The organism is Kosakonia oryzendophytica (genome assembly GCF_900094925.1).
In the GTDB taxonomy this organism is placed as follows: domain Bacteria; phylum Pseudomonadota; class Gammaproteobacteria; order Enterobacterales; family Enterobacteriaceae; genus Kosakonia; species Kosakonia oryzendophytica.
Genome location: NZ_FMAY01000002.1, coordinates 457,046 through 474,913, shown reverse-complemented (window position 1 = coordinate 474,913; position 17,868 = coordinate 457,046). Strand labels below are relative to the sequence as shown.

At 54.8% G+C, this 17,868-nt stretch carries 17 protein-coding genes; 6 read left to right on the top strand and 11 right to left on the bottom strand.

Features of this window, described 5'->3' with window-relative positions; translation table 11 throughout:
* Positions 1–46 precede the first annotated feature (46 nt).
* From surA to apaH, 5 genes are read left to right on the top strand one after another with little or no spacing between them, the layout of a single operon-like run.
* Positions 47–1,333, top strand: a complete 1,287-nt coding sequence (surA, locus tag GA0061071_RS05435; RefSeq protein ID WP_061497765.1) for a peptidylprolyl isomerase SurA — start codon at positions 47–49, stop codon at positions 1,331–1,333.
* Positions 1,333–2,319: a 4-hydroxythreonine-4-phosphate dehydrogenase PdxA gene (gene pdxA / locus GA0061071_RS05430; protein WP_061497768.1), complete on the top strand. Its 987-nt coding sequence runs from the start codon at positions 1,333–1,335 to the stop codon at positions 2,317–2,319. The genes surA and pdxA overlap by 1 nt, the downstream gene beginning before the upstream one ends.
* Positions 2,316–3,137, top strand: a complete 822-nt coding sequence (gene rsmA, locus GA0061071_RS05425) for a 16S rRNA (adenine(1518)-N(6)/adenine(1519)-N(6))-dimethyltransferase RsmA (RefSeq protein WP_061497770.1) — start codon at positions 2,316–2,318, stop codon at positions 3,135–3,137. Before pdxA ends, rsmA begins: the two co-directional genes overlap by 4 nt.
* 3 nt (positions 3,138–3,140) lie before the next feature.
* The gene (gene apaG / locus GA0061071_RS05420) at positions 3,141–3,518 is read left to right on the top strand and encodes a Co2+/Mg2+ efflux protein ApaG (RefSeq protein WP_061497772.1); all 378 of its coding nucleotides are present in this window, start codon (positions 3,141–3,143) and stop codon (positions 3,516–3,518) included.
* 6 nt (positions 3,519–3,524) lie between these two features.
* Positions 3,525–4,373 carry a bis(5'-nucleosyl)-tetraphosphatase (symmetrical) ApaH gene (gene apaH, locus GA0061071_RS05415; RefSeq protein ID WP_061497775.1) on the top strand — a complete coding sequence of 283 codons (849 nt, stop codon included), beginning with the start codon at positions 3,525–3,527 and terminating at the stop codon, positions 4,371–4,373.
* A 33-nt stretch (positions 4,374–4,406) separates the two neighbouring features.
* On the opposite strand, the gene folA is transcribed toward apaH, so the two are convergent.
* The 8 genes from folA to GA0061071_RS05375 form a co-directional block, all read right to left on the bottom strand.
* A complete protein-coding gene (gene folA, locus GA0061071_RS05410) occupies positions 4,407–4,886 on the bottom strand; it encodes a type 3 dihydrofolate reductase (protein ID WP_088237372.1) in 480 nt (159 codons plus the stop codon).
* 177 nt (positions 4,887–5,063) lie between these two features.
* On the bottom strand, positions 5,064–6,926 hold the full coding sequence (gene kefC, locus GA0061071_RS05405; RefSeq protein ID WP_088237371.1) for a glutathione-regulated potassium-efflux system protein KefC: 1,863 nt from the start codon (positions 6,924–6,926) through the stop codon (positions 5,064–5,066).
* On the bottom strand, positions 6,919–7,449 hold the full coding sequence (kefF, locus tag GA0061071_RS05400; RefSeq protein WP_061497782.1) for a glutathione-regulated potassium-efflux system oxidoreductase KefF: 531 nt from the start codon (positions 7,447–7,449) through the stop codon (positions 6,919–6,921). The genes kefC and kefF overlap by 8 nt, the downstream gene beginning before the upstream one ends.
* A gap of 132 nt (positions 7,450–7,581) precedes the next feature.
* Positions 7,582–7,815, bottom strand: a complete 234-nt coding sequence (locus tag GA0061071_RS05395; RefSeq protein WP_061497784.1) for a YgdI/YgdR family lipoprotein — start codon at positions 7,813–7,815, stop codon at positions 7,582–7,584.
* A gap of 197 nt (positions 7,816–8,012) precedes the next feature.
* Positions 8,013–11,237: a carbamoyl-phosphate synthase large subunit gene (carB, locus tag GA0061071_RS05390; protein ID WP_088237370.1), complete on the bottom strand. Its 3,225-nt coding sequence runs from the start codon at positions 11,235–11,237 to the stop codon at positions 8,013–8,015.
* Positions 11,238–11,254: 17 nt separating this feature from the next.
* Positions 11,255–12,403, bottom strand: coding sequence for a glutamine-hydrolyzing carbamoyl-phosphate synthase small subunit (gene carA / locus GA0061071_RS05385; RefSeq protein ID WP_061497789.1), 1,149 nt, complete (start codon positions 12,401–12,403; stop codon positions 11,255–11,257).
* A gap of 453 nt (positions 12,404–12,856) precedes the next feature.
* Complete coding sequence (gene dapB, locus GA0061071_RS05380) at positions 12,857–13,678, bottom strand: 4-hydroxy-tetrahydrodipicolinate reductase (protein WP_061497792.1); 822 nt, start codon at positions 13,676–13,678, stop codon at positions 12,857–12,859.
* A gap of 163 nt (positions 13,679–13,841) precedes the next feature.
* Complete coding sequence (locus tag GA0061071_RS05375) at positions 13,842–14,471, bottom strand: alanyl-tRNA editing protein (protein WP_088237369.1); 630 nt, start codon at positions 14,469–14,471, stop codon at positions 13,842–13,844.
* Between the two features lie 99 nt (positions 14,472–14,570).
* Here GA0061071_RS05375 and GA0061071_RS05370 point away from each other — a divergent pair, with 99 nt between their 5' ends.
* Positions 14,571–15,470, top strand: a complete 900-nt coding sequence (locus GA0061071_RS05370; protein WP_088237432.1) for a LysR family transcriptional regulator — start codon at positions 14,571–14,573, stop codon at positions 15,468–15,470.
* On the opposite strand, the gene rihC is transcribed toward GA0061071_RS05370, so the two are convergent.
* From rihC to fkpB, 3 genes are all read right to left on the bottom strand, one after another.
* On the bottom strand, positions 15,467–16,381 hold the full coding sequence (rihC, locus tag GA0061071_RS05365) for a ribonucleoside hydrolase RihC (RefSeq protein ID WP_088237368.1): 915 nt from the start codon (positions 16,379–16,381) through the stop codon (positions 15,467–15,469). The genes GA0061071_RS05370 and rihC overlap by 4 nt on opposite strands.
* Before the next feature lie 74 nt (positions 16,382–16,455).
* Positions 16,456–17,406, bottom strand: coding sequence for a 4-hydroxy-3-methylbut-2-enyl diphosphate reductase (gene ispH, locus GA0061071_RS05360; protein ID WP_061497798.1), 951 nt, complete (start codon positions 17,404–17,406; stop codon positions 16,456–16,458).
* Positions 17,407–17,856, bottom strand: coding sequence for an FKBP-type peptidyl-prolyl cis-trans isomerase (gene fkpB, locus GA0061071_RS05355; RefSeq protein WP_061497800.1), 450 nt, complete (start codon positions 17,854–17,856; stop codon positions 17,407–17,409).
* Positions 17,857–17,868: the final 12 nt, after the last annotated feature.

Here is a 17,868-nt window from a genome sequence, read left to right as displayed (position 1 = left end):
GATTTGCAACGTAATCCGCATTGCGGTTAATTGAAATGGAAAAGGTATGAAGAACTGGAAAACGCTGCTTCTCGGTATCGCTATGGTTGCGAATACCAGTTTTGCTGCGCCTCAGGTTGTAGATAAAGTCGCCGCTGTCGTGAACAATGGCGTGGTGCTTGAAAGTGACGTTGATGGTTTGATGCAATCTGTGAAGGCTAACGCAGGACAGGCAGGCCAGCAGTTACCTGATGACGCCACACTGCGCCATCAGATCCTTGAACGCCTGATCATGGATCAAATCATTCTGCAGATGGGCACGAAGATGGGCGTCAAAGTCACTGACGAACAGCTTGACGCTGCCATCGCCGATATTGCGAAACAAAACAATATGACGATGGATCAGATGCGCAGCCGCCTGGCTTACGACGGGGTGAACTTCAGCACCTACCGTGCCCAGATCCGCAAAGAGATGATCATTTCCGAAGTGCGCAACAGCGAAGTTCGCCGTCGCGTCACCGTGCTGCCGCAGGAAGTTGAAACGCTGGCGAAGCAAGTGGGCAACCAGAACGACGCCAGCACCGAGCTGAATCTGAGCCATATCCTGATCCCGCTGCCGGAAAACCCAACTTCTGATCAGGTCAACGAAGCCGAAAGCCAGGCGCGTTCTATTGTTGAACAAGCCCGTAGTGGCAATGACTTCGGAAAACTCGCTATCACTTACTCTGCCGACCAGCAAGCGCTGAAAGGCGGTCAGATGGGCTGGGGGCGTATTCAGGAACTGCCAAGTATTTTCGCCCAGGCATTAAGCACGGCGAAAAAAGGCGATGTGATCGGCCCCATCCGTTCTGGTGTGGGTTTCCACATTCTGAAAGTGAACGATCTGCGTGGTCAGAGCCAGAGTATTTCCGTTACCGAAGTGCACGCACGTCACATCCTGCTGAAACCATCGCCGATCATGAGCGACGATCAAGCTCGAGTGAAACTGCAAGAAATCGCTGCCGATATCAAGAGTGGCAAAACCACCTTTGCTAACGCGGCAAAAGAGTTCTCTCAGGATCCAGGCTCAGCGAACCAGGGAGGCGATCTTGGTTGGGCTGCGGCCGACATTTACGATCCCGCTTTCCGTGACGCGTTGATGAAACTGAAACGCGGGCAAATGAGCGGCCCGGTTCACTCCTCTTTCGGTTGGCATCTGATCGAAATGCTTGATACCCGCAACGTTGATAAAACCGACGCGGCGCAGAAAGACAGAGCCTACCGTATGCTGATGAACCGTAAGTTCTCTGAAGAAGCGGCAACCTGGATGCAGGAACAACGCGCCAGCGCCTACGTGAAAATTTTGAGCAACTAATGAAAACAGCGCGTGTCGTTATCACTCCCGGCGAACCCGCCGGGATTGGCCCGGATTTGGTGGTGCAACTCGCCCAGCGCGACTGGCCGGTTGAACTGGTTATCTGTGCAGATGCGACGCTGCTAACCGAGCGGGCTGCCCTGCTCGGTCTGCCGCTGGTGCTGCGGGAGTACGCTCCCGCCGCCCCCGCCGCGCCGCAACAGGCCGGGACACTGACCGTGTTGCCCCTGTCTCTGCGCGCTACAGTTACCCCCGGCGTGTTGAATACGCAAAACGGTCCGTATGTTGTCGAAACGCTGGCTCGCGCTTGCGATGGCTGCCTGAACGGTGAATTTGCCGCATTGATCACAGGTCCCGTGCATAAAGGCGTGATCAACGATGCCGGAACTCCCTTTACCGGGCATACGGAGTTCTTCGAGGAGCGCTCGCACGCCGCCAAAGTGGTGATGATGCTGGCCACCGAAGAGCTACGCGTTGCGCTGGCCACCACCCATTTGCCGCTCAAGGCGGTAGCTGACGCGATCACGCCGGAACTGCTTCGCGAAGTGATCGGCATCCTGTACGGTGACCTGCAACAAAAGTTTGGCATCCGCCAGCCGCATATTTTAGTTTGCGGTCTTAACCCGCATGCGGGCGAAGGTGGCCATATGGGCACCGAAGAGATTGATACCATCATTCCGGTGCTGGATGAAATGCGGGCGCAAGGGATGAACTTAAGTGGCCCATTGCCCGCCGATACGCTGTTTCAACCCAAATACCTCGATAATGCCGACGCTGTGCTGGCGATGTACCACGATCAGGGCCTGCCCGTGCTAAAATACCAGGGATTTGGCCGCGGCGTGAATATCACCCTCGGTTTACCTTTTATTCGCACATCCGTTGACCATGGCACCGCGCTTGAACTCGCAGGCCTGGGAACAGCGGATGTCGGCAGTTTTATTACGGCGCTTAATCTCGCCATCAAAATGATTGTTAATACTCAATGAATAATCGCGTCCATCAGGGCCACTTAGCCCGCAAACGCTTCGGGCAAAACTTTCTCCACGACCAGTTCGTGATCGACAGCATCGTTTCGGCGATCAACCCGCAAAAAGGTCAGGCCATGGTCGAAATCGGCCCGGGTCTTGGCGCGCTGACGGAGCCCGTCGGTGAACGTCTGGATAAAATGACGGTCATCGAACTTGACCGCGATTTGGCTGCGCGCCTGCAGACGCACCCATTTCTTGCGCCAAAACTGACTATCTATCAGCAAGATGCAATGACCATGAACTTTGGCGAATTGTCTCAGACGCTGGGTCAGCCACTGCGCGTCTTCGGCAATCTGCCGTATAACATCTCTACGCCGCTGATGTTCCATCTGTTTAGCTATACTGATGCCATTGCCGACATGCATTTTATGTTGCAAAAAGAGGTGGTCAATCGCCTGGTTGCAGGACCAAACAGTAAAGCGTATGGTCGATTAAGCGTCATGGCGCAGTACTATTGCCAGATCATTCCGGTATTGGAAGTGCCGCCGACGGCGTTTGCGCCGCCGCCAAAAGTGGATTCAGCCGTGGTTCGCCTGGTTCCGCACGCGACACTGCCGCATCCGGTAAAAGATATACGCGTGTTGAGCCGCATCACTACGGAAGCCTTTAACCAGCGTCGCAAGACTATCCGCAACAGCCTCGGTAATGTGTTTACCGTCGACGTGTTGACATCGCTGGGTATCGATCCGGCGATGCGTGCAGAAAATATCTCTGTTGCGCAATATTGCCAGTTGGCGAACTACCTGGCTGATAATCCGCCGCCGAAGGAGAGTTAACGTATGATCAATTCGCCCCGAGTCTGTATTCAGGTGCAAAGCGTCTATATTGAGTCTCAGTCCGCTCCCGACGATGAACGTTATGTCTTTGCTTACACCATTACTATCCGGAACCTGGGGCGAACCCCTGTCCAGTTGCTGAAACGCTACTGGTTGATCACAAATGGAAATGGCCGCGAAACGGAAGTTCAGGGCGAAGGTGTGGTCGGCGTACAGCCGCACATCGAACCCGGCGGCGAATACCAGTACACCAGCGGCGCGGTTATCGAAACGCCGCTGGGCACCATGCAAGGCCACTACGAAATGATCGATGCGCAAGGGGACCTCTTTCGCATCTCCATCCCGGTCTTCCGGCTCGCCGTTCCTACACTGATCCATTAATACACAATGTCTACATATCTTATTGGCGACGTTCATGGTTGCTATGATGAACTGATCGCATTGTTAAAACAGGTCGACTTTACCCCCGGCCAGGATACCTTATGGTTGACCGGCGATCTGGTTGCCCGTGGGCCTGGCTCACTGGATGTGCTGCGTTTTGTCAAATCCCTTGGCGACAGCGTACGTGTCGTACTGGGAAATCACGACCTGCATCTGCTGGCCGTCTTTGCAGGCATCAGCCGCAATAAGCCGAAAGACCGGCTGACTCCGCTCCTGGAAGCCGCCGATGCCGATGAACTGATTAACTGGCTGCGCCGCCAGCCGCTACTCCAGGTCGACGAAGAGAAAAAACTGGTGATGGCTCATGCCGGGATCACGCCCCAGTGGGACCTCGAGACGGCCAAACATTGCGCGCACGATGTTGAAGCCGTGCTGTCGAGCGACTCCTATCCTCTGTTTCTGGACGCCATGTATGGCGATCTGCCCAACCACTGGTCAACGGAACTGAGTGGACTTGCTCGTCTGCGCTTTATCACCAACGCATTAACGCGCATGCGCTACTGCTTCCCAAACGGGCAGCTTGATATGTACTGCAAAGACATTCCTGCCCATGCTCCCGCACCGTTAAAACCGTGGTTTTCCATCCCAGGCCCTGTGTCAGAGGAGTACAGCATTGTCTTTGGTCACTGGGCTTCGCTGGAAGGTGAAGGGACACCAGAAGGGATCTACGGCCTGGATACGGGGTGTTGCTGGGGCGGCGTGTTAACCTGCCTGCGCTGGGAAGACAAAGCCTACTTTGTGCAACCCTCTAACCGCCAAATGGATCTGGGTGAAGACGAGGCGATCGCCTCCTGAAAGCAGTCCCCGGCATAAAGCCGGGGACGTGTATTATCTGCGGTCCAGGATCTCGAAGCAGTAGCTGTGCGAGTTCTGCGCGTCCGCATCGTTAAACTCGCTAAATACCGATTCCCAGTCGTCCGGATCGTAGTCAGGGAAATGGGTATCGCCTTCCACTTCCGCGTCGATATGCGTCAGGTAGAGACGCTGCGCTTTCGGCAGGAACTGCTCGTAAACGCGACCGCCGCCGATCACCATGATCTCTTCCACATCACCGCAGGCGGCAATCGCTTCATCGACAGATTTCACCCACACCACACGATCGTCTGTGCGTGGCTGGCTACTGATGACAATGTTTTTACGGCCTGGCAGCGGGCGACCAATGGATTCCCACGTCAGACGCCCCATCACAACCGGTTTGTTTAAGGTATTGCGCTTAAACCAGGCCAGATCGGCAGGTAAATTCCACGGCATCGCGTTTTCCATGCCAATGACGCGATCCACCGCTAACGCCGCAATCAAACTGATCATTCATTCATTCCTGGATGCAAAAAAATTGTCGCCACTATACGGAAAGCGCAATCTTTCGTCGACGGTGGGCAGGGTAAAGAATGAGAAAATTTTTCATTCTGCTGGCGACACCACAGCACAGTACTGTATCGCCAGCGTTCCACCGTTTTTGAATCAAACGCTTACCCGATAATGCCGTCAGACCTGTGGTTTCACTACGGGCTCATCACCAGGATCGCCAGTATGCCGCCCTTCATCCGTCCCCTGCCAGCCATGTTGCTGAATCAGCGACAGATGCGCGCGATCTTCTGCAATAATTTCCGTCAGCATCGCGCTGGTGCGTTTGAATACCGCCGCCCGCGCCAGCGCATCGTTTTCGACCTGTGCCATCTCCTCCACCATCCGGGTGTTGAAACGGCGGAAGTGATCGGCACGCTCACGGGCTTCATACGAACCCAGGCCTAACCCTTCCAGTGCGATGCGCCCCACTTTCAGCGCCGCCTCAAAGGTTTCACGCTCCGGTTTATCAACCCCGGCCTGGCGCAGCCGTATATAGTGATCAACATCGCGCGCACGGGCAATCACCTGCAGATCGGGGAAGTGCTCTTTCGCCAGTTCTGTCAGCAACAGGCTGGCCTGGGGATCGTCAATCGCATTGATCAAGACTTCCGCGCGCCCTGCGCCGGCAGACTCCAACAGATCCACCCGCGTGGCATCACCGTAAAAGACCTTCATGCCGAACTTGCGCAGTGTTTCGATATGATCCGGATCGTGATCGAGCACCACCATCTTCACGCCGCTGGAGAGCAACAGGCGCCCGGCAATCTGACCAAAACGCCCGAACCCGGCGATAATCACCCGCGCTTCTTCTTCATCAATTTCATCGGCTTCGCGCTCCTGCTGTGAGCCCGCTGTTTCCAGACGAGTTAACAGCACCAGCAGCAGCGGCGTCGCCGCCATTGAGAGCGCGACGGTAAGCGTTAACGCTTTTGCCCACTCGCTATCGAGCACCTGCGCCGTTTGTGCCGCGCCAAACACCACAAAGGCGAATTCGCTCCCCTGCCCCAACAATGCCGCAAACCATAGTCGCTGCTTACCGGGCACCTTCAACGGGCGGGCAATCAGCCACAGCACCGCACTTTTAATGACCAGGAAGCCCACCAGCAGCAACAAAATCCGCAAGGGGTGTGTTACCAGTGTGCCAAAGTCGATAGACATGCCAACGCCGATAAAGAACAACCCGAGCAGCAAACCTTTGAAGGGTTCAATATCGCTTTCCAGCGCATGCCGGTATTCGGAGCTGGCGAGCAATACGCCAGCCAGAAATGCCCCCATCGCCATCGACAAACCCGCCTCTTCCAGCAACAAACCAAAACCGAAGACCAGAAAGAGCGCCACGGCGCAGAACACTTCCCTCAGGCCAGAGCGCGCGACAAAGCGCAATGCCGGACGGGCAACATAGCGCCCCAGCAAAACAACCAGCACCAGCGCGCCAACCACTTTCAGCGCCGAAAGCGTGAATGCTCCCAGCGTGGTAGAAGCGCCGCTCGCCGCCAGAAGTGGGATCATCGCCACCAGCGGAATGGCGGCGATATCCTGGAAGAGCAACACCGAAAAAGCGCTGCGTCCCATTTGCGACACCGTCAGGTTACGCTCATTCATCGCCTGCATCGCAATAGCGGTTGAGGAGAGTGCCAGCGTCAGGCCAATCAACAATGCTACCGGCCAGGGGAGGCCTAACAGCGCGCAAAACAGGCCCAGCAGGAGCCCACAACTGGCCATTTGCAACGCGCCACCGCCAAACACCGAGGCTCTCAGCTTCCATAGCCGCTGCGGATCCAACTCAAGGCCGATCACAAACAGCATCAGCACAACGCCGATTTCGGCGAAATGCAGGATAGATTCAGCGTCGGTGACCAACCGTAATCCCCACGGACCAATCACGCTGCCGGCTATCAGATAGCCGAGCACAGACCCTAGCCCCAGCCTGACGGCAATAGGCACTATCAGTGCCGCCGAACCAAGGTAGATCAACGCCTGAATTAAGGAATGACTATCCATGTTGGGCCTCCTGCCACTCCAGCAAACGTTGTTTATAATGACGCGCCTGCGCCTGCAACGTTTCATCGTCGCAGACAAAGGTGTAATGCACCGCGCAGGGCGGCAGCCAGTTCAACCCGCAATAAAGCGCTGTGGCCTGTAACGGCTGGCACAACACGTCAAACCCCGGATGAGAACCAATATTGAAATGATTTTCCCCTCCGCCGGTGGTGACCGCCCACATCACACTCTTACCGTGTAACGCCGTACCTCCGTGACCATAAGCCCAGCCGTGCGACAACACTTTATCGATCCACAACTTGAGCAGCGGCGTGACGCCATACCATTGCATTGGATGTTGCCAGATAATCAGATCAGCACGGGAAACAGCCTCCTGCTCGGCGGCTACGTCGATATTAAAATCGGGATAGAGCTCATAGAGGGAACGCACTTCGACATTTTCCAGCGTCCGTGCCAATTCAATCATCCGCTTATTCGCATGGGAGTGTTGCGGATAGGGATGTGCATAAATAATCAGAATCATCGATCAGCCTGTCTTCACTGCCTTATTTTTCTTTGAGTGTAGACAGTTAATCGTCCGGCTAAAAGCGGCAATCTGTGTGGGAATAAGGGGAGAGGCGTGCGATGACAATCGCCACCGCACCACATTCGCGGATCAGTTATCCAGCTCGCTCATGTTTTTTACCTGATCGCGGTTAATCTGCTCGGTTTTACCGGTTTCTGCATTTTTATAGGAAACCAGCCCGGTGTCATCATCCACTTTCGGTTTTCCGTCGGTGACAATGGTCTTACCGTCGGTGGTACGTACAGCCTGATTCGAAGAACACCCGGCTACGGTAAACAGTGCAGCGGCAGTAAAGAGTGAAGTCATAAGAAGTTTCGTTCGCATGGTTATCTCCCTGCTTTTCAGTGGATTTCATTCATCTGTTAACCCATTTTAGGTTAACTCACTGAGTAACGGGGAAAATGCAGAACACTCTGAAGAGAATGGAAAGCGTGAGGTATCACAGACCTGATGAGTAAAGCGCCATCAGGCCTGTGAATCAGGAGAAGCAAATCCGGCCCAGGAAGCGGGCCAGAGGTCGATTACTTACCGATCAGTGCGTGCATTTCCTGCACCGAAATCACTTTCTCCGTTGCATCCGCGTTCAGTGCCATGGTCGTCGCGAAGCCACCGTTCAGTGTGGTGTCATAGTGTACTTTGTACTGCAGTGCACTGCGGCGAATCAGTTTGGAGTCTTCAATCGCCTGGCGACCCGCAGTGGTGTTAATGATGTAAGTGTATTCGCCATTCTTGATACGATCCTGAATGTGCGGACGCCCTTCATGCACCTTGTTCACCAGACGTGGATTAATGCCCGCTTCGCCCAGTACAATCGCCGTCCCGTGAGTCGCATCCAGCTCGAAGCCCTGTTTCAGCAGTTTCGCCGCCAGATCCACCACACGCTCCTTGTCACCTTCACGCACAGAGAGCAGCGCACGACCGTGTTTCTTCATCGTGGAGTTGCTGCCGAGCTGCGCTTTGGCAAACGCTTCCGCGAAGGTACGCCCCACGCCCATCACTTCACCGGTCGAGCGCATTTCTGGCCCTAACAGCGGATCGACGCCCGGGAATTTATTGAACGGTAGCACCACTTCTTTCACTGAGTAGTACGGCGGGATGATCTCTTTGGTGTGGCCCTGCTGCACCAGCGTTTTACCGGTCATCACGCGCGCAGCAACTTTTGCCAGCGGCAGGCCCGTCGCCTTGGAGACAAACGGTACGGTACGCGCGGCACGCGGGTTCACTTCAATCAGGTAGACTTCGTTATCTTTCACGGCAAACTGCACGTTCATCAGACCGCGCACCTGCAATTCGAATGCGAGTTTCTGCACCTGCTGGCGCATCACATCCTGAATTTCCTGACTCAGGGTATAAGCTGGCAGGGAACAGGCGGAGTCGCCGGAGTGTACGCCAGCCTGCTCGATGTGCTCCATGATGCCGCCAATCAGCACATTTTCGCCATCGCACACCGCATCGACATCCACTTCCACCGCGTCGTCGAGGAATTTATCCAGCAGTACCGGCGCATCGTTGGAGACGCTGACAGCCGTCATAAAGTAGCGACGCAGATCCACTTCGTCATAGACGATTTCCATCGCGCGACCACCCAGCACATAAGAAGGACGCACGACCAGCGGGTAAGTAATCTCTTTTGCTTTCTCAACCGCCTGCTCCAGCGCCGTTACCGTGGCGTTAGCGGGCTGTTTCAGTTTCAGACGTTCAACCGCATGCTGGAAACGCTCGCGGTCTTCCGCACGGTCAATGGCATCCGGGCTGGTGCCAATTACCGGCACGCCAGCGGCTTCCAGCGCACGCGCCAGTTTCAGCGGCGTCTGACCGCCGTACTGCACAATCACGCCTTTCGGTTTCTCGATGCGCACGATTTCCAGCACGTCTTCGAAGGTAACCGGTTCAAAATAGAGGCGATCGGAAGTGTCATAGTCGGTCGACACGGTTTCCGGGTTACAGTTGACCATAATGGTCTCGTAACCATCTTCACGCAGCGCCAGCGAGGCGTGTACGCAGCAATAGTCGAACTCAATACCCTGACCGATACGGTTTGGACCACCGCCCAGCACCATGATCTTGTCGCGATCCTGGTTCGGGTTGGCTTCGCACTCTTCTTCATAGGTGGAGTACATATACGCGGTATCGGTGGCGAATTCGGCAGCACAGGTATCCACGCGTTTATAAACCGGGTGTAAGTCATACTGATCGCGCAGCTTGCGGATTTCCACCTCGCGTACGCCAGCCAGTTTCGCCAGTCGCGCATCAGCAAAGCCTTTACGTTTCAACTGGCGCAGGAAGTCCGCATCCAGACCGTTGATGCCCACTTCCGCAACCTGCTCTTCCAGACGCACCAGCTCTTCAATTTGCACCAGGAACCAGCGGTCGATATTGGTCAGGTTAAACACACCATCCACGGAGAGGCCTGCGCGGAATGCATCCGCGATGTACCAAATGCGCTCTGCGCCGGCATCTTTCAGCTCGCGGCGGATTTTGGTCAGCGCTTCCGGGTCGTCAAGGCTAACTTTCGGGTCAAAGCCGGTTGCGCCCACTTCCAGACCACGCAACGCTTTCTGCATCGATTCTTGCTGTGTACGACCAATCGCCATCACTTCGCCCACAGACTTCATCTGCGTGGTCAGACGGTCATTGGCGCCAACAAACTTCTCGAAGTTGAAGCGCGGGATCTTGGTCACGACGTAGTCGATAGAAGGTTCGAACGATGCCGGGGTACGACCGCCAGTGATGTCGTTCATCAGCTCGTCCAGCGTGTAGCCCACTGCCAGTTTCGCCGCGACTTTGGCAATCGGGAAGCCGGTCGCTTTTGACGCCAGCGCTGAGGAGCGGGACACGCGCGGGTTCATCTCAATCACAATCAGACGGCCGTTTTTCGGGTTTACCGCGAACTGTACGTTGGAACCGCCTGTTTCTACGCCGATTTCACGCAGTACCGCCATCGAAGCGTTACGCATGATTTGGTACTCTTTATCGGTGAGCGTTTGCGCTGGCGCAACGGTGATGGAGTCACCGGTGTGGATCCCCATGGCATCGAAGTTTTCAATCGAGCAGACGATGATGCAGTTGTCGTTCTTATCACGCACCACTTCCATCTCGTACTCTTTCCAGCCAATCAGCGACTCGTCAATCAGCAGCTCATTGGTTGGGGACAGATCCAGGCCGCGGGCGCAAATTTCTTCAAACTCTTCGCGGTTATAAGCGATGCCGCCGCCGGTGCCGCCCATGGTAAAGGAAGGACGGATAATGCACGGATAGCCGACATCTGCCGCCACCGCCAGCGCTTCATCCATTGTGTGCGCAATGCCGGAACGGGCAGTATCGAGACCGATTTTCTTCATCGCAATATCAAAGCGACGGCGATCTTCTGCTTTATCAATTGCATCGGCAGTCGCGCCAATCATGGTCACGCCAAACTCTTCCAGTACGCCCTGGCGCTCCAGCTCCAACGCGCAGTTCAGCGCAGTCTGGCCGCCCATGGTCGGCAGTACAGCGTCCGGACGCTCTTTTTCGATGATTTTGCGCACCACTTCCCAGTGGATAGGCTCAATATAGGTGGCATCCGCCATCTCCGGGTCCGTCATAATGGTCGCCGGGTTGGAGTTCACCAGGATCACGCGGTAGCCCTCTTCACGCAGGGCTTTACAGGCCTGCGCGCCAGAGTAGTCAAACTCACACGCCTGGCCGATAACAATCGGACCTGCGCCAAGGATCAGGATGCTTTTTATATCTGTACGTTTTGGCATGGCTCTTGTTCTCCTGATTATTTGGCGGTGTTGCGGTATTGCTCAATTAACTCGATAAAATGGTCGAACAGCGGCGCGGCATCGTGCGGCCCCGGGCTTGCTTCCGGATGCCCCTGGAAACTGAATGCCGGTTTGTCGGTGCGATGAATCCCCTGCAGCGTGCCATCGAACAGCGATTTATGCGTTACGCGCAGGTTAGCAGGCATAGAGGCTTCGTCGACGGCAAAACCGTGGTTCTGCGCGGTAATCATCACCGTGTTGTTATCGATATCTTTTACCGGGTGGTTACCGCCGTGGTGACCAAATTTCATTTTCACAGTTTTCGCACCGCTCGCCAGCGCCAGCAACTGATGGCCGAGACAGATGCCGAACACCGGAATCTCCGTCTCAAGGAACGTTTTAATCGCGTCGATAGCGTAGCCACACGGCGCCGGGTCACCAGGACCGTTAGACAGGAAAATCCCATCCGGATTGAGTTTCAGGACATCTGCGGCAGGCGTTTTCGCCGGAACCACCGTCAGGCGGCAGCCTCTGTCCACCAGCATGCGCAGGATGTTGCGTTTCGCACCGTAGTCATAAGCCACTACATGGAACGGCAATTCACTCTCTTTTTTTGCCTGCGGCAGGTCGCCCGCCAGTGTCCAGCTTCCTTGTGTCCAGCTGTAGGTTTCTGCGGTGGTCACTTCTTTCGCCAGATCCATACCGTTCAGGCCCGGGAAGGCTTTCGCTTTCTCCAGCGCCACAGCGGCATCAACATTGTCGCCTGCGATAATGCAGCCGTTTTGCGCACCTTTTTCGCGCAGCAAACGGGTCAGCTTACGGGTATCAATATCAGCAATGGCCACAATGTTATGGCGCTTCAGGTAAGAAGAGAGATCTTCGGTATTGCGGAAGTTGCTGGCAATCAGCGGCAGGTCACGGATGACAAGGCCTTGCGCATGTACCTGAGAGGATTCTTCGTCAGCGGAATTGGTGCCGACATTACCGATATGGGGATAAGTAAGAGTGACGATTTGGCGGGAATAGGAAGGATCAGTGAGGATTTCTTGATAACCGGTCATTGAAGTATTGAAAACGACTTCCCCAACCGCCGTGCCCGTTGCCCCTATGGCCCGACCGTGAAACTGGGTTCCGTCTTCCAGAACCAATAGCGCTGACTTAATCAAAACATCCTCCAGAGAATATTCACTCACTTTATTTGCATATTAATTCAAATGCAGATGATGAATCAATGCAAATTTGCTGGCCGTGGATTTTTGGCAAACGGCGGCATTCTGGAGAGATGTCGGTTAAAAGTCAACTTATCTCGCATATTTTTCTTATTCTTTTACGCCACTGCCTTTGTTTACTGGCTTTAACAGACAAAAAGATCACATAAACCGTCCAGGAAAACGCTTGCGCCGCAAGAAAATTGCTTACGGGTTGTGCCATAACGTAAAAAGTAGACCAGATGGTCAAAATTTACAATTATGAAACAAAAAATACGGGGAAGATTGATAATTTTAGATGACTCTCAGCAAAATCACCTTGAAATGGAAAAAATAAAAGGGCAATAAAATATTGCCCTTTGCAATCAAGTCACTATGACTGCAACAACCACATCACGATGGGTAATAAACTTACAAATTATTGAGATCAAGCACGTCTCGCATATCAAAAAGGCCCTTATTTTTTCCTTTCAGCCACAAAGCGGAGCGCACTGCGCCATTAGCGAACGTCATGCGGCTTGAAGCTTTATGCGTAATCTCGACACGTTCGCCAAGATCGGCGAACATTGCCGTATGTTCGCCGACGATATCGCCTGCACGCACGGTCGCAAAACCAATTGTGCCTGGAACACGTTCGCCGGTGTGACCTTCGCGGGAGTACACGGCGCACTCTTTTAAATCTTTATTCAGTGCCTGCGCAATCGCTTCGCCCATTGCCAGCGCGGTACCTGACGGGGCATCGACTTTGTAACGATGATGGGCTTCAACGATTTCGATATCGGTATAGTTGCCCATCACTTTTGCTGCTTTCTCCAGTAGCTTCAGCATGACGTTTACGCCTACGCTGAAGTTCGCGGCAAAAACAATCCCTATTTCCTGCGCAGCATCAGCGATTGCCTGCTTACCTGCATCATCAAACCCGGTGGTACCGATGACCATGCCTTTGCCATGCTGACGGCAGAAAGCGAGATGGTTCAGCGTTCCTTCCGGACGAGTGAAGTCGATAAACACATCAAAATCATCTTTTACCGCCTCAAGGCTACTCTGTATGGCTACGCCTGTTTTAGCCACACCGGCCAGTTCGCCCGCGTCGCTGCCTAACAGGGAAGATCCCTCGCGCTCCAGCGCGGCGCCAAGCTCCACGCCTTCCATTCCCAGTGCCGCCTGAATCAGCTGACGGCCCATACGCCCGCCAGCGCCCGCGATGGCTACGCGGATTGGTGCATCATGCATAGTTGTACTCTTTTGTTAAAAAAATGCGTGAGAATCGTTTCCAGATTAACCAGCCCGCGACGGGGCCACCAGCCGAAAACGCCGATAATTAGAATTTAATGATATACAGCCAGAAATATCAGTAAAAGGCATGATACGACGAAGCAGACTCAGACGTTATGGCTTATTGCACCGTGTAACTGACGATAAGCTGACCTTTTTTCATTTTAACGCTACCGATCACCACCGAACCCAGTTCAGCCAGCGAAGCGACATGCGTACCGCCGCAATCATAGGCAGGGAGATCGTCAAAGCGCACTTTGCGACGCCCATCTTCAAAGGCAATATGACGGGGCAATGCCGCAGACCGCCAGCCTTCAATGAACTCATCCAGCCACTGAATCTCCGGTTCGCGGGAATTCTCCCCGGCAGCAAAGGTGATGCGCCCTTCCCCCGGCCAGTGGTGCGCTTTTACGGGCCGCCAGCCATACTGCTCTCCGGCATAACCAATCAGGTGCCCGGCGGAATGCAGACGCGCATGCAGTGCCCGACACAGGGCATCGACTTCTAACCTGACCGCATTTGCCGCCAACGGCTGGGCCAGAATATGCACAACGTCATCACCTTGTTGCAAAACAGTCTCAACCGGCATCCCGGCGATCCATCCCTTATCGGCGGGCTGTCCCCCGCCCTGCGGATGAAAAATTGTTTTATCGAGCACAATTGCATAGTGCCCTTCGCTTTGTTGATCGCAGCGTCGCACCTGTGCAGTACATTCCAGCACATCGCTGGTGTAATAAAGGCGTTCAGTCATGGGGTGTCCTCCTCTCAAGAGGCAGAGTATATTCAATTCACTGGCAGCGATAATTACATCGCCATTCAATGCACTTTTGCCTGAGACGCACAAATGAATCTGAATCTGAGCCTGCTTCCGGATCTTGCGACGTTTGTCTGCATCGTTGATCAGGGCAGTTTTTCCGCGGCCGCTCGCTTGTCTGGCGCGACACCCTCGGCAATCAGCCGTAGCGTTACGCGACTGGAACGTGAGTTAGGCAATAAGTTGTTGCACCGTACCACCCGCAAACTGGCGCTCAGCGCCACTGGAAAAATGGTATATGACCATGCAGTGGAGATGCTGGATGCCGCACGCCAGGCCATGGATTCTGGTAGCAGTATGCAGAGCATCGCGCAGGGTAAGTTGACCGTCAGCGTTCCCAAAGCCATTGGTCGTTTTGTTATTCACCCGCTGATACCTGAGTTTCTTCAGCGCTACCCGCAAGTGGATATCTGTTTGCGGCTTGAAGACCGCTATATGGATTTGATCGACGATGGCGTTGATTTGGCGCTGCGCATAACCCATTCTCCCTCCCCCGGACTCTATGGCAGAACACTGATGCCAGTGACGCACGTTATCTGCGCGACACCGGAATACTTGCGCCAGCATGGTACGCCAACTCACCCGCAGGCATTGCGCGACCACAGCTGTATAAGCCTTGGCGAGACGCCAGCGGATTCACGCTGGAAATTCTGTCGCGGCGACAACGTGGAAACCATTCAGACACGGGGACGTTATGCCGCGAATCACACTGGCGTGCGACTGGATGCTGTTAAGCAACATCTTGGTATTGGCAGCCTGCCACTGTTTACCGCCCGCGAATCACTCAACAGCGGCGAGATTGTGCAACTCCTGCCGGAATGGGAATTCATCAGCAGCTATACCGGAGAACTGTGGCTACTGTGGGCGCGTAACAAACATATGCCCGCCCGCATGCGGGCAATGATCGATTACCTGACTGAAAAAATGGCCTCTTAGGGTGCCAGTGCCAGCACTTCCGCCACCCAGTGGCGAAAACCGTTTATGTCGATGTCCAGCGCTACCCGTGCGTTTGGCGGTTGATTAAGCTTGCCGTCAAGATCCACCACGGTGGTCCCGGCGGTATAACGTCCCTGGGTTTCTACCGCCACAAAACAGGATTTCAGCGTAAACAACTCAGGGCGAACCAGACAGGCAATCGCACAGAGATCGTGCATCCGCAATCCCGTTGTCATGCTGCCGCTGCGGTAGTGGCTAAACAGTGCGTGCAACATGTGGCCCGTGCGGTTTAGCGTGGGCAGCGTCGCCAGAAACTCGGGGGTTAATGTCGCCCGGTTGGTGACGTCCAGCCCACACATCACAATCTCCAGACCGCTGTTAAACACGCGGGCGGCGGCTTCCGGATCGACAGCAATATTAAACTCAGCGTTCGGAGTAAAATTGCCACGCCCGGCGGAACCGCCCATCATCACCAGTCGGCGGATGTTGAACTGGCACTCCGGATAGTGCGACAACAATAGCGCAATGTTGGTGAGCGGGCCGATGGTGACCAGCGTTATCGGCTCCGGCGATGCCAGTAGCACGTCGCGGATCGCCTGAAATGCCGGTTTCGCCAGCGGCTGGCGCGGGTGCTCAACAAAGTCGTACCCCTCCATTCCGGACTCGCCGTGGACATCGGCTGCACAGTAAAGAGGTCGCAGCAAAGGTGTTGCCGCCCCCTGCGCCAGCGGAATGTCGGCCTGCCAGAAATTCAGTAGTTGCAACGCGTTACGGGTGGTTTTTTCCAGCGAAACGTTGCCGGCAACGGTGGTGATTAACCTGAGATCGCACTGCGGCGCAAACAAGGCCGCAGCAAGGGCAACAGCATCATCAATGCCGGGGTCGGTGTCGAGAATGATCGGCTGGCGCATAACACCTCCACAAGATTATTAAAAAAAATGCCAGACTGAGTCTGGCATCTTCGCATAAGGCACGGGTAAAAACGTTATTCGACTTCGCGAACATCCACGCGCAGCTCTTTTGGCACTTCGAAAACAATATTCTCTTCACGCCCTTCCAGCGGAATGGCCTCGCCGCCACCCAGCGCCTGTAAACGCGCAATCACTTGCTGCACCAGAATATCCGGTGCGGATGCGCCTGCCGTCACGCCAACGCAGGCAATGTTTTGCACCCAGACTTCCTGAATATCAGACGCGTCATCAATCAGATATGCCCGTTTCCCCATACGCTGCGCCAGCTCAGCAAGGCGGTTGGAGTTGGAGGAGTTTTTCGAGCCGACGACCAGCACCACTTCGGCCTGCTCAGCCAGCGCACGCACGGCTTCCTGACGGTTGGTGGTGGCATAGCAGATATCGTCTTTACGCGGGCCAACAATCTGCGGGAAACGCTCACGCAGCGCATCAATCACAGCAGACGTGTCATCGACTGAAAGTGTGGTCTGCGTCATAAATGACAGCTTGCCCGCGTCTTTGATATTCAGCGTTCCGACATCTTCCGGCGATTCCACCAGATACATGCCCCCTTCCGGGTTGCTGTACTGGCCCATAGTTCCTTCCACTTCCGGATGACCAGCATGACCAATCAGAATCGCCTCTTCGCCGCGTCGACTGGCACGAGCAACTTCCATATGGACTTTGGTGACCAGCGGACAGGTCGCATCGAAGACAGTCAGATCGCGACTTTTTGCTTCATTACGCACCGCCTGGGAAACTCCGTGGGCGGAGAAAATGAGGATCGCGCCATCCGGCACTTCGCTGATCTGCTCAATAAAAATAGCGCCACGCTCGCGCAGGCTATCAACGACGTAGCGGTTATGCACCACTTCATGGCGCACATAAATCGGCGCACCGTAGATGGCCAGCGCGTTTTCAACAATGCTGATAGCGCGGTCAACCCCGGCGCAAAAACCGCGCGGGTTAGCCAACAGGATCTGCATTTATGCCTCCAACGCTGGATCGACTTCCAGCACATCGATATCAAAATGGACGGTTCTGCCCGCCAGCGGGTGGTTAAAATCAACGGTAATAGAGTCGCCGTTGACTTCACGGATCACGCCGGGCATTTCACTGCCGTCCATTGCCGTAAAAAGCATAATCGCACCGACTTCAGGTTCACCGGCGTCCATAAACTCGCGACGGGAGAAATACTGGATCAGGTCCGGGCTCGGCGTACCAAATGCGGCGTCCGGCTCGAGAGAGAACGCTTTTTTCTCACCGGCCTTCAAACCCAGCAGATGTTGTTCCAGCCCTTCGGAAAGTGAACCGTCACCAAGGCGAAACAACGCCGGTTTGCCGTTATTGCGGGTTGACTCAGCAAGAGAGCCATCTTCAAGTTTCAGCGTAAAGTGCACCAGCACTGCGCTATCGCTTTGTACGGATTTAGACATGCAGGTTGCTCT

Excerpts from the sequence above, each read along its gene's own strand:
- surA (WP_061497765.1), top strand. The coding sequence starts at position 47 with ATGAAGAACTGGAAAACGCTGCTTCTCGGTATCGCTATGGTTGCGAAT.
- apaG (WP_061497772.1), top strand. The coding sequence starts at position 3,141 with ATGATCAATTCGCCCCGAGTCTGTATTCAGGTGCAAAGCGTCTATATT.
- folA (WP_088237372.1), bottom strand. The coding sequence starts at position 4,886 with ATGATCAGTTTGATTGCGGCGTTAGCGGTGGATCGCGTCATTGGCATG.
- rihC (WP_088237368.1), bottom strand. The coding sequence starts at position 16,381 with ATGCGCCAGCCGATCATTCTCGACACCGACCCCGGCATTGATGATGCT.
- GA0061071_RS05375 (WP_088237369.1), bottom strand. The coding sequence starts at position 14,471 with ATGACTGAACGCCTTTATTACACCAGCGATGTGCTGGAATGTACTGCA.
- apaH (WP_061497775.1), top strand. The coding sequence starts at position 3,525 with ATGTCTACATATCTTATTGGCGACGTTCATGGTTGCTATGATGAACTG.
- rsmA (WP_061497770.1), top strand. The coding sequence starts at position 2,316 with ATGAATAATCGCGTCCATCAGGGCCACTTAGCCCGCAAACGCTTCGGG.
- kefC (WP_088237371.1), bottom strand. The coding sequence starts at position 6,926 with ATGGATAGTCATTCCTTAATTCAGGCGTTGATCTACCTTGGTTCGGCG.
- fkpB (WP_061497800.1), bottom strand. The coding sequence starts at position 17,856 with ATGTCTAAATCCGTACAAAGCGATAGCGCAGTGCTGGTGCACTTTACG.
- GA0061071_RS05395 (WP_061497784.1), bottom strand. The coding sequence starts at position 7,815 with ATGCGAACGAAACTTCTTATGACTTCACTCTTTACTGCCGCTGCACTG.
- dapB (WP_061497792.1), bottom strand. The coding sequence starts at position 13,678 with ATGCATGATGCACCAATCCGCGTAGCCATCGCGGGCGCTGGCGGGCGT.
- ispH (WP_061497798.1), bottom strand. The coding sequence starts at position 17,406 with ATGCAGATCCTGTTGGCTAACCCGCGCGGTTTTTGCGCCGGGGTTGAC.
- carB (WP_088237370.1), bottom strand. The coding sequence starts at position 11,237 with ATGCCAAAACGTACAGATATAAAAAGCATCCTGATCCTTGGCGCAGGT.
- kefF (WP_061497782.1), bottom strand. The coding sequence starts at position 7,449 with ATGATTCTGATTATTTATGCACATCCCTATCCGCAACACTCCCATGCG.
- pdxA (WP_061497768.1), top strand. The coding sequence starts at position 1,333 with ATGAAAACAGCGCGTGTCGTTATCACTCCCGGCGAACCCGCCGGGATT.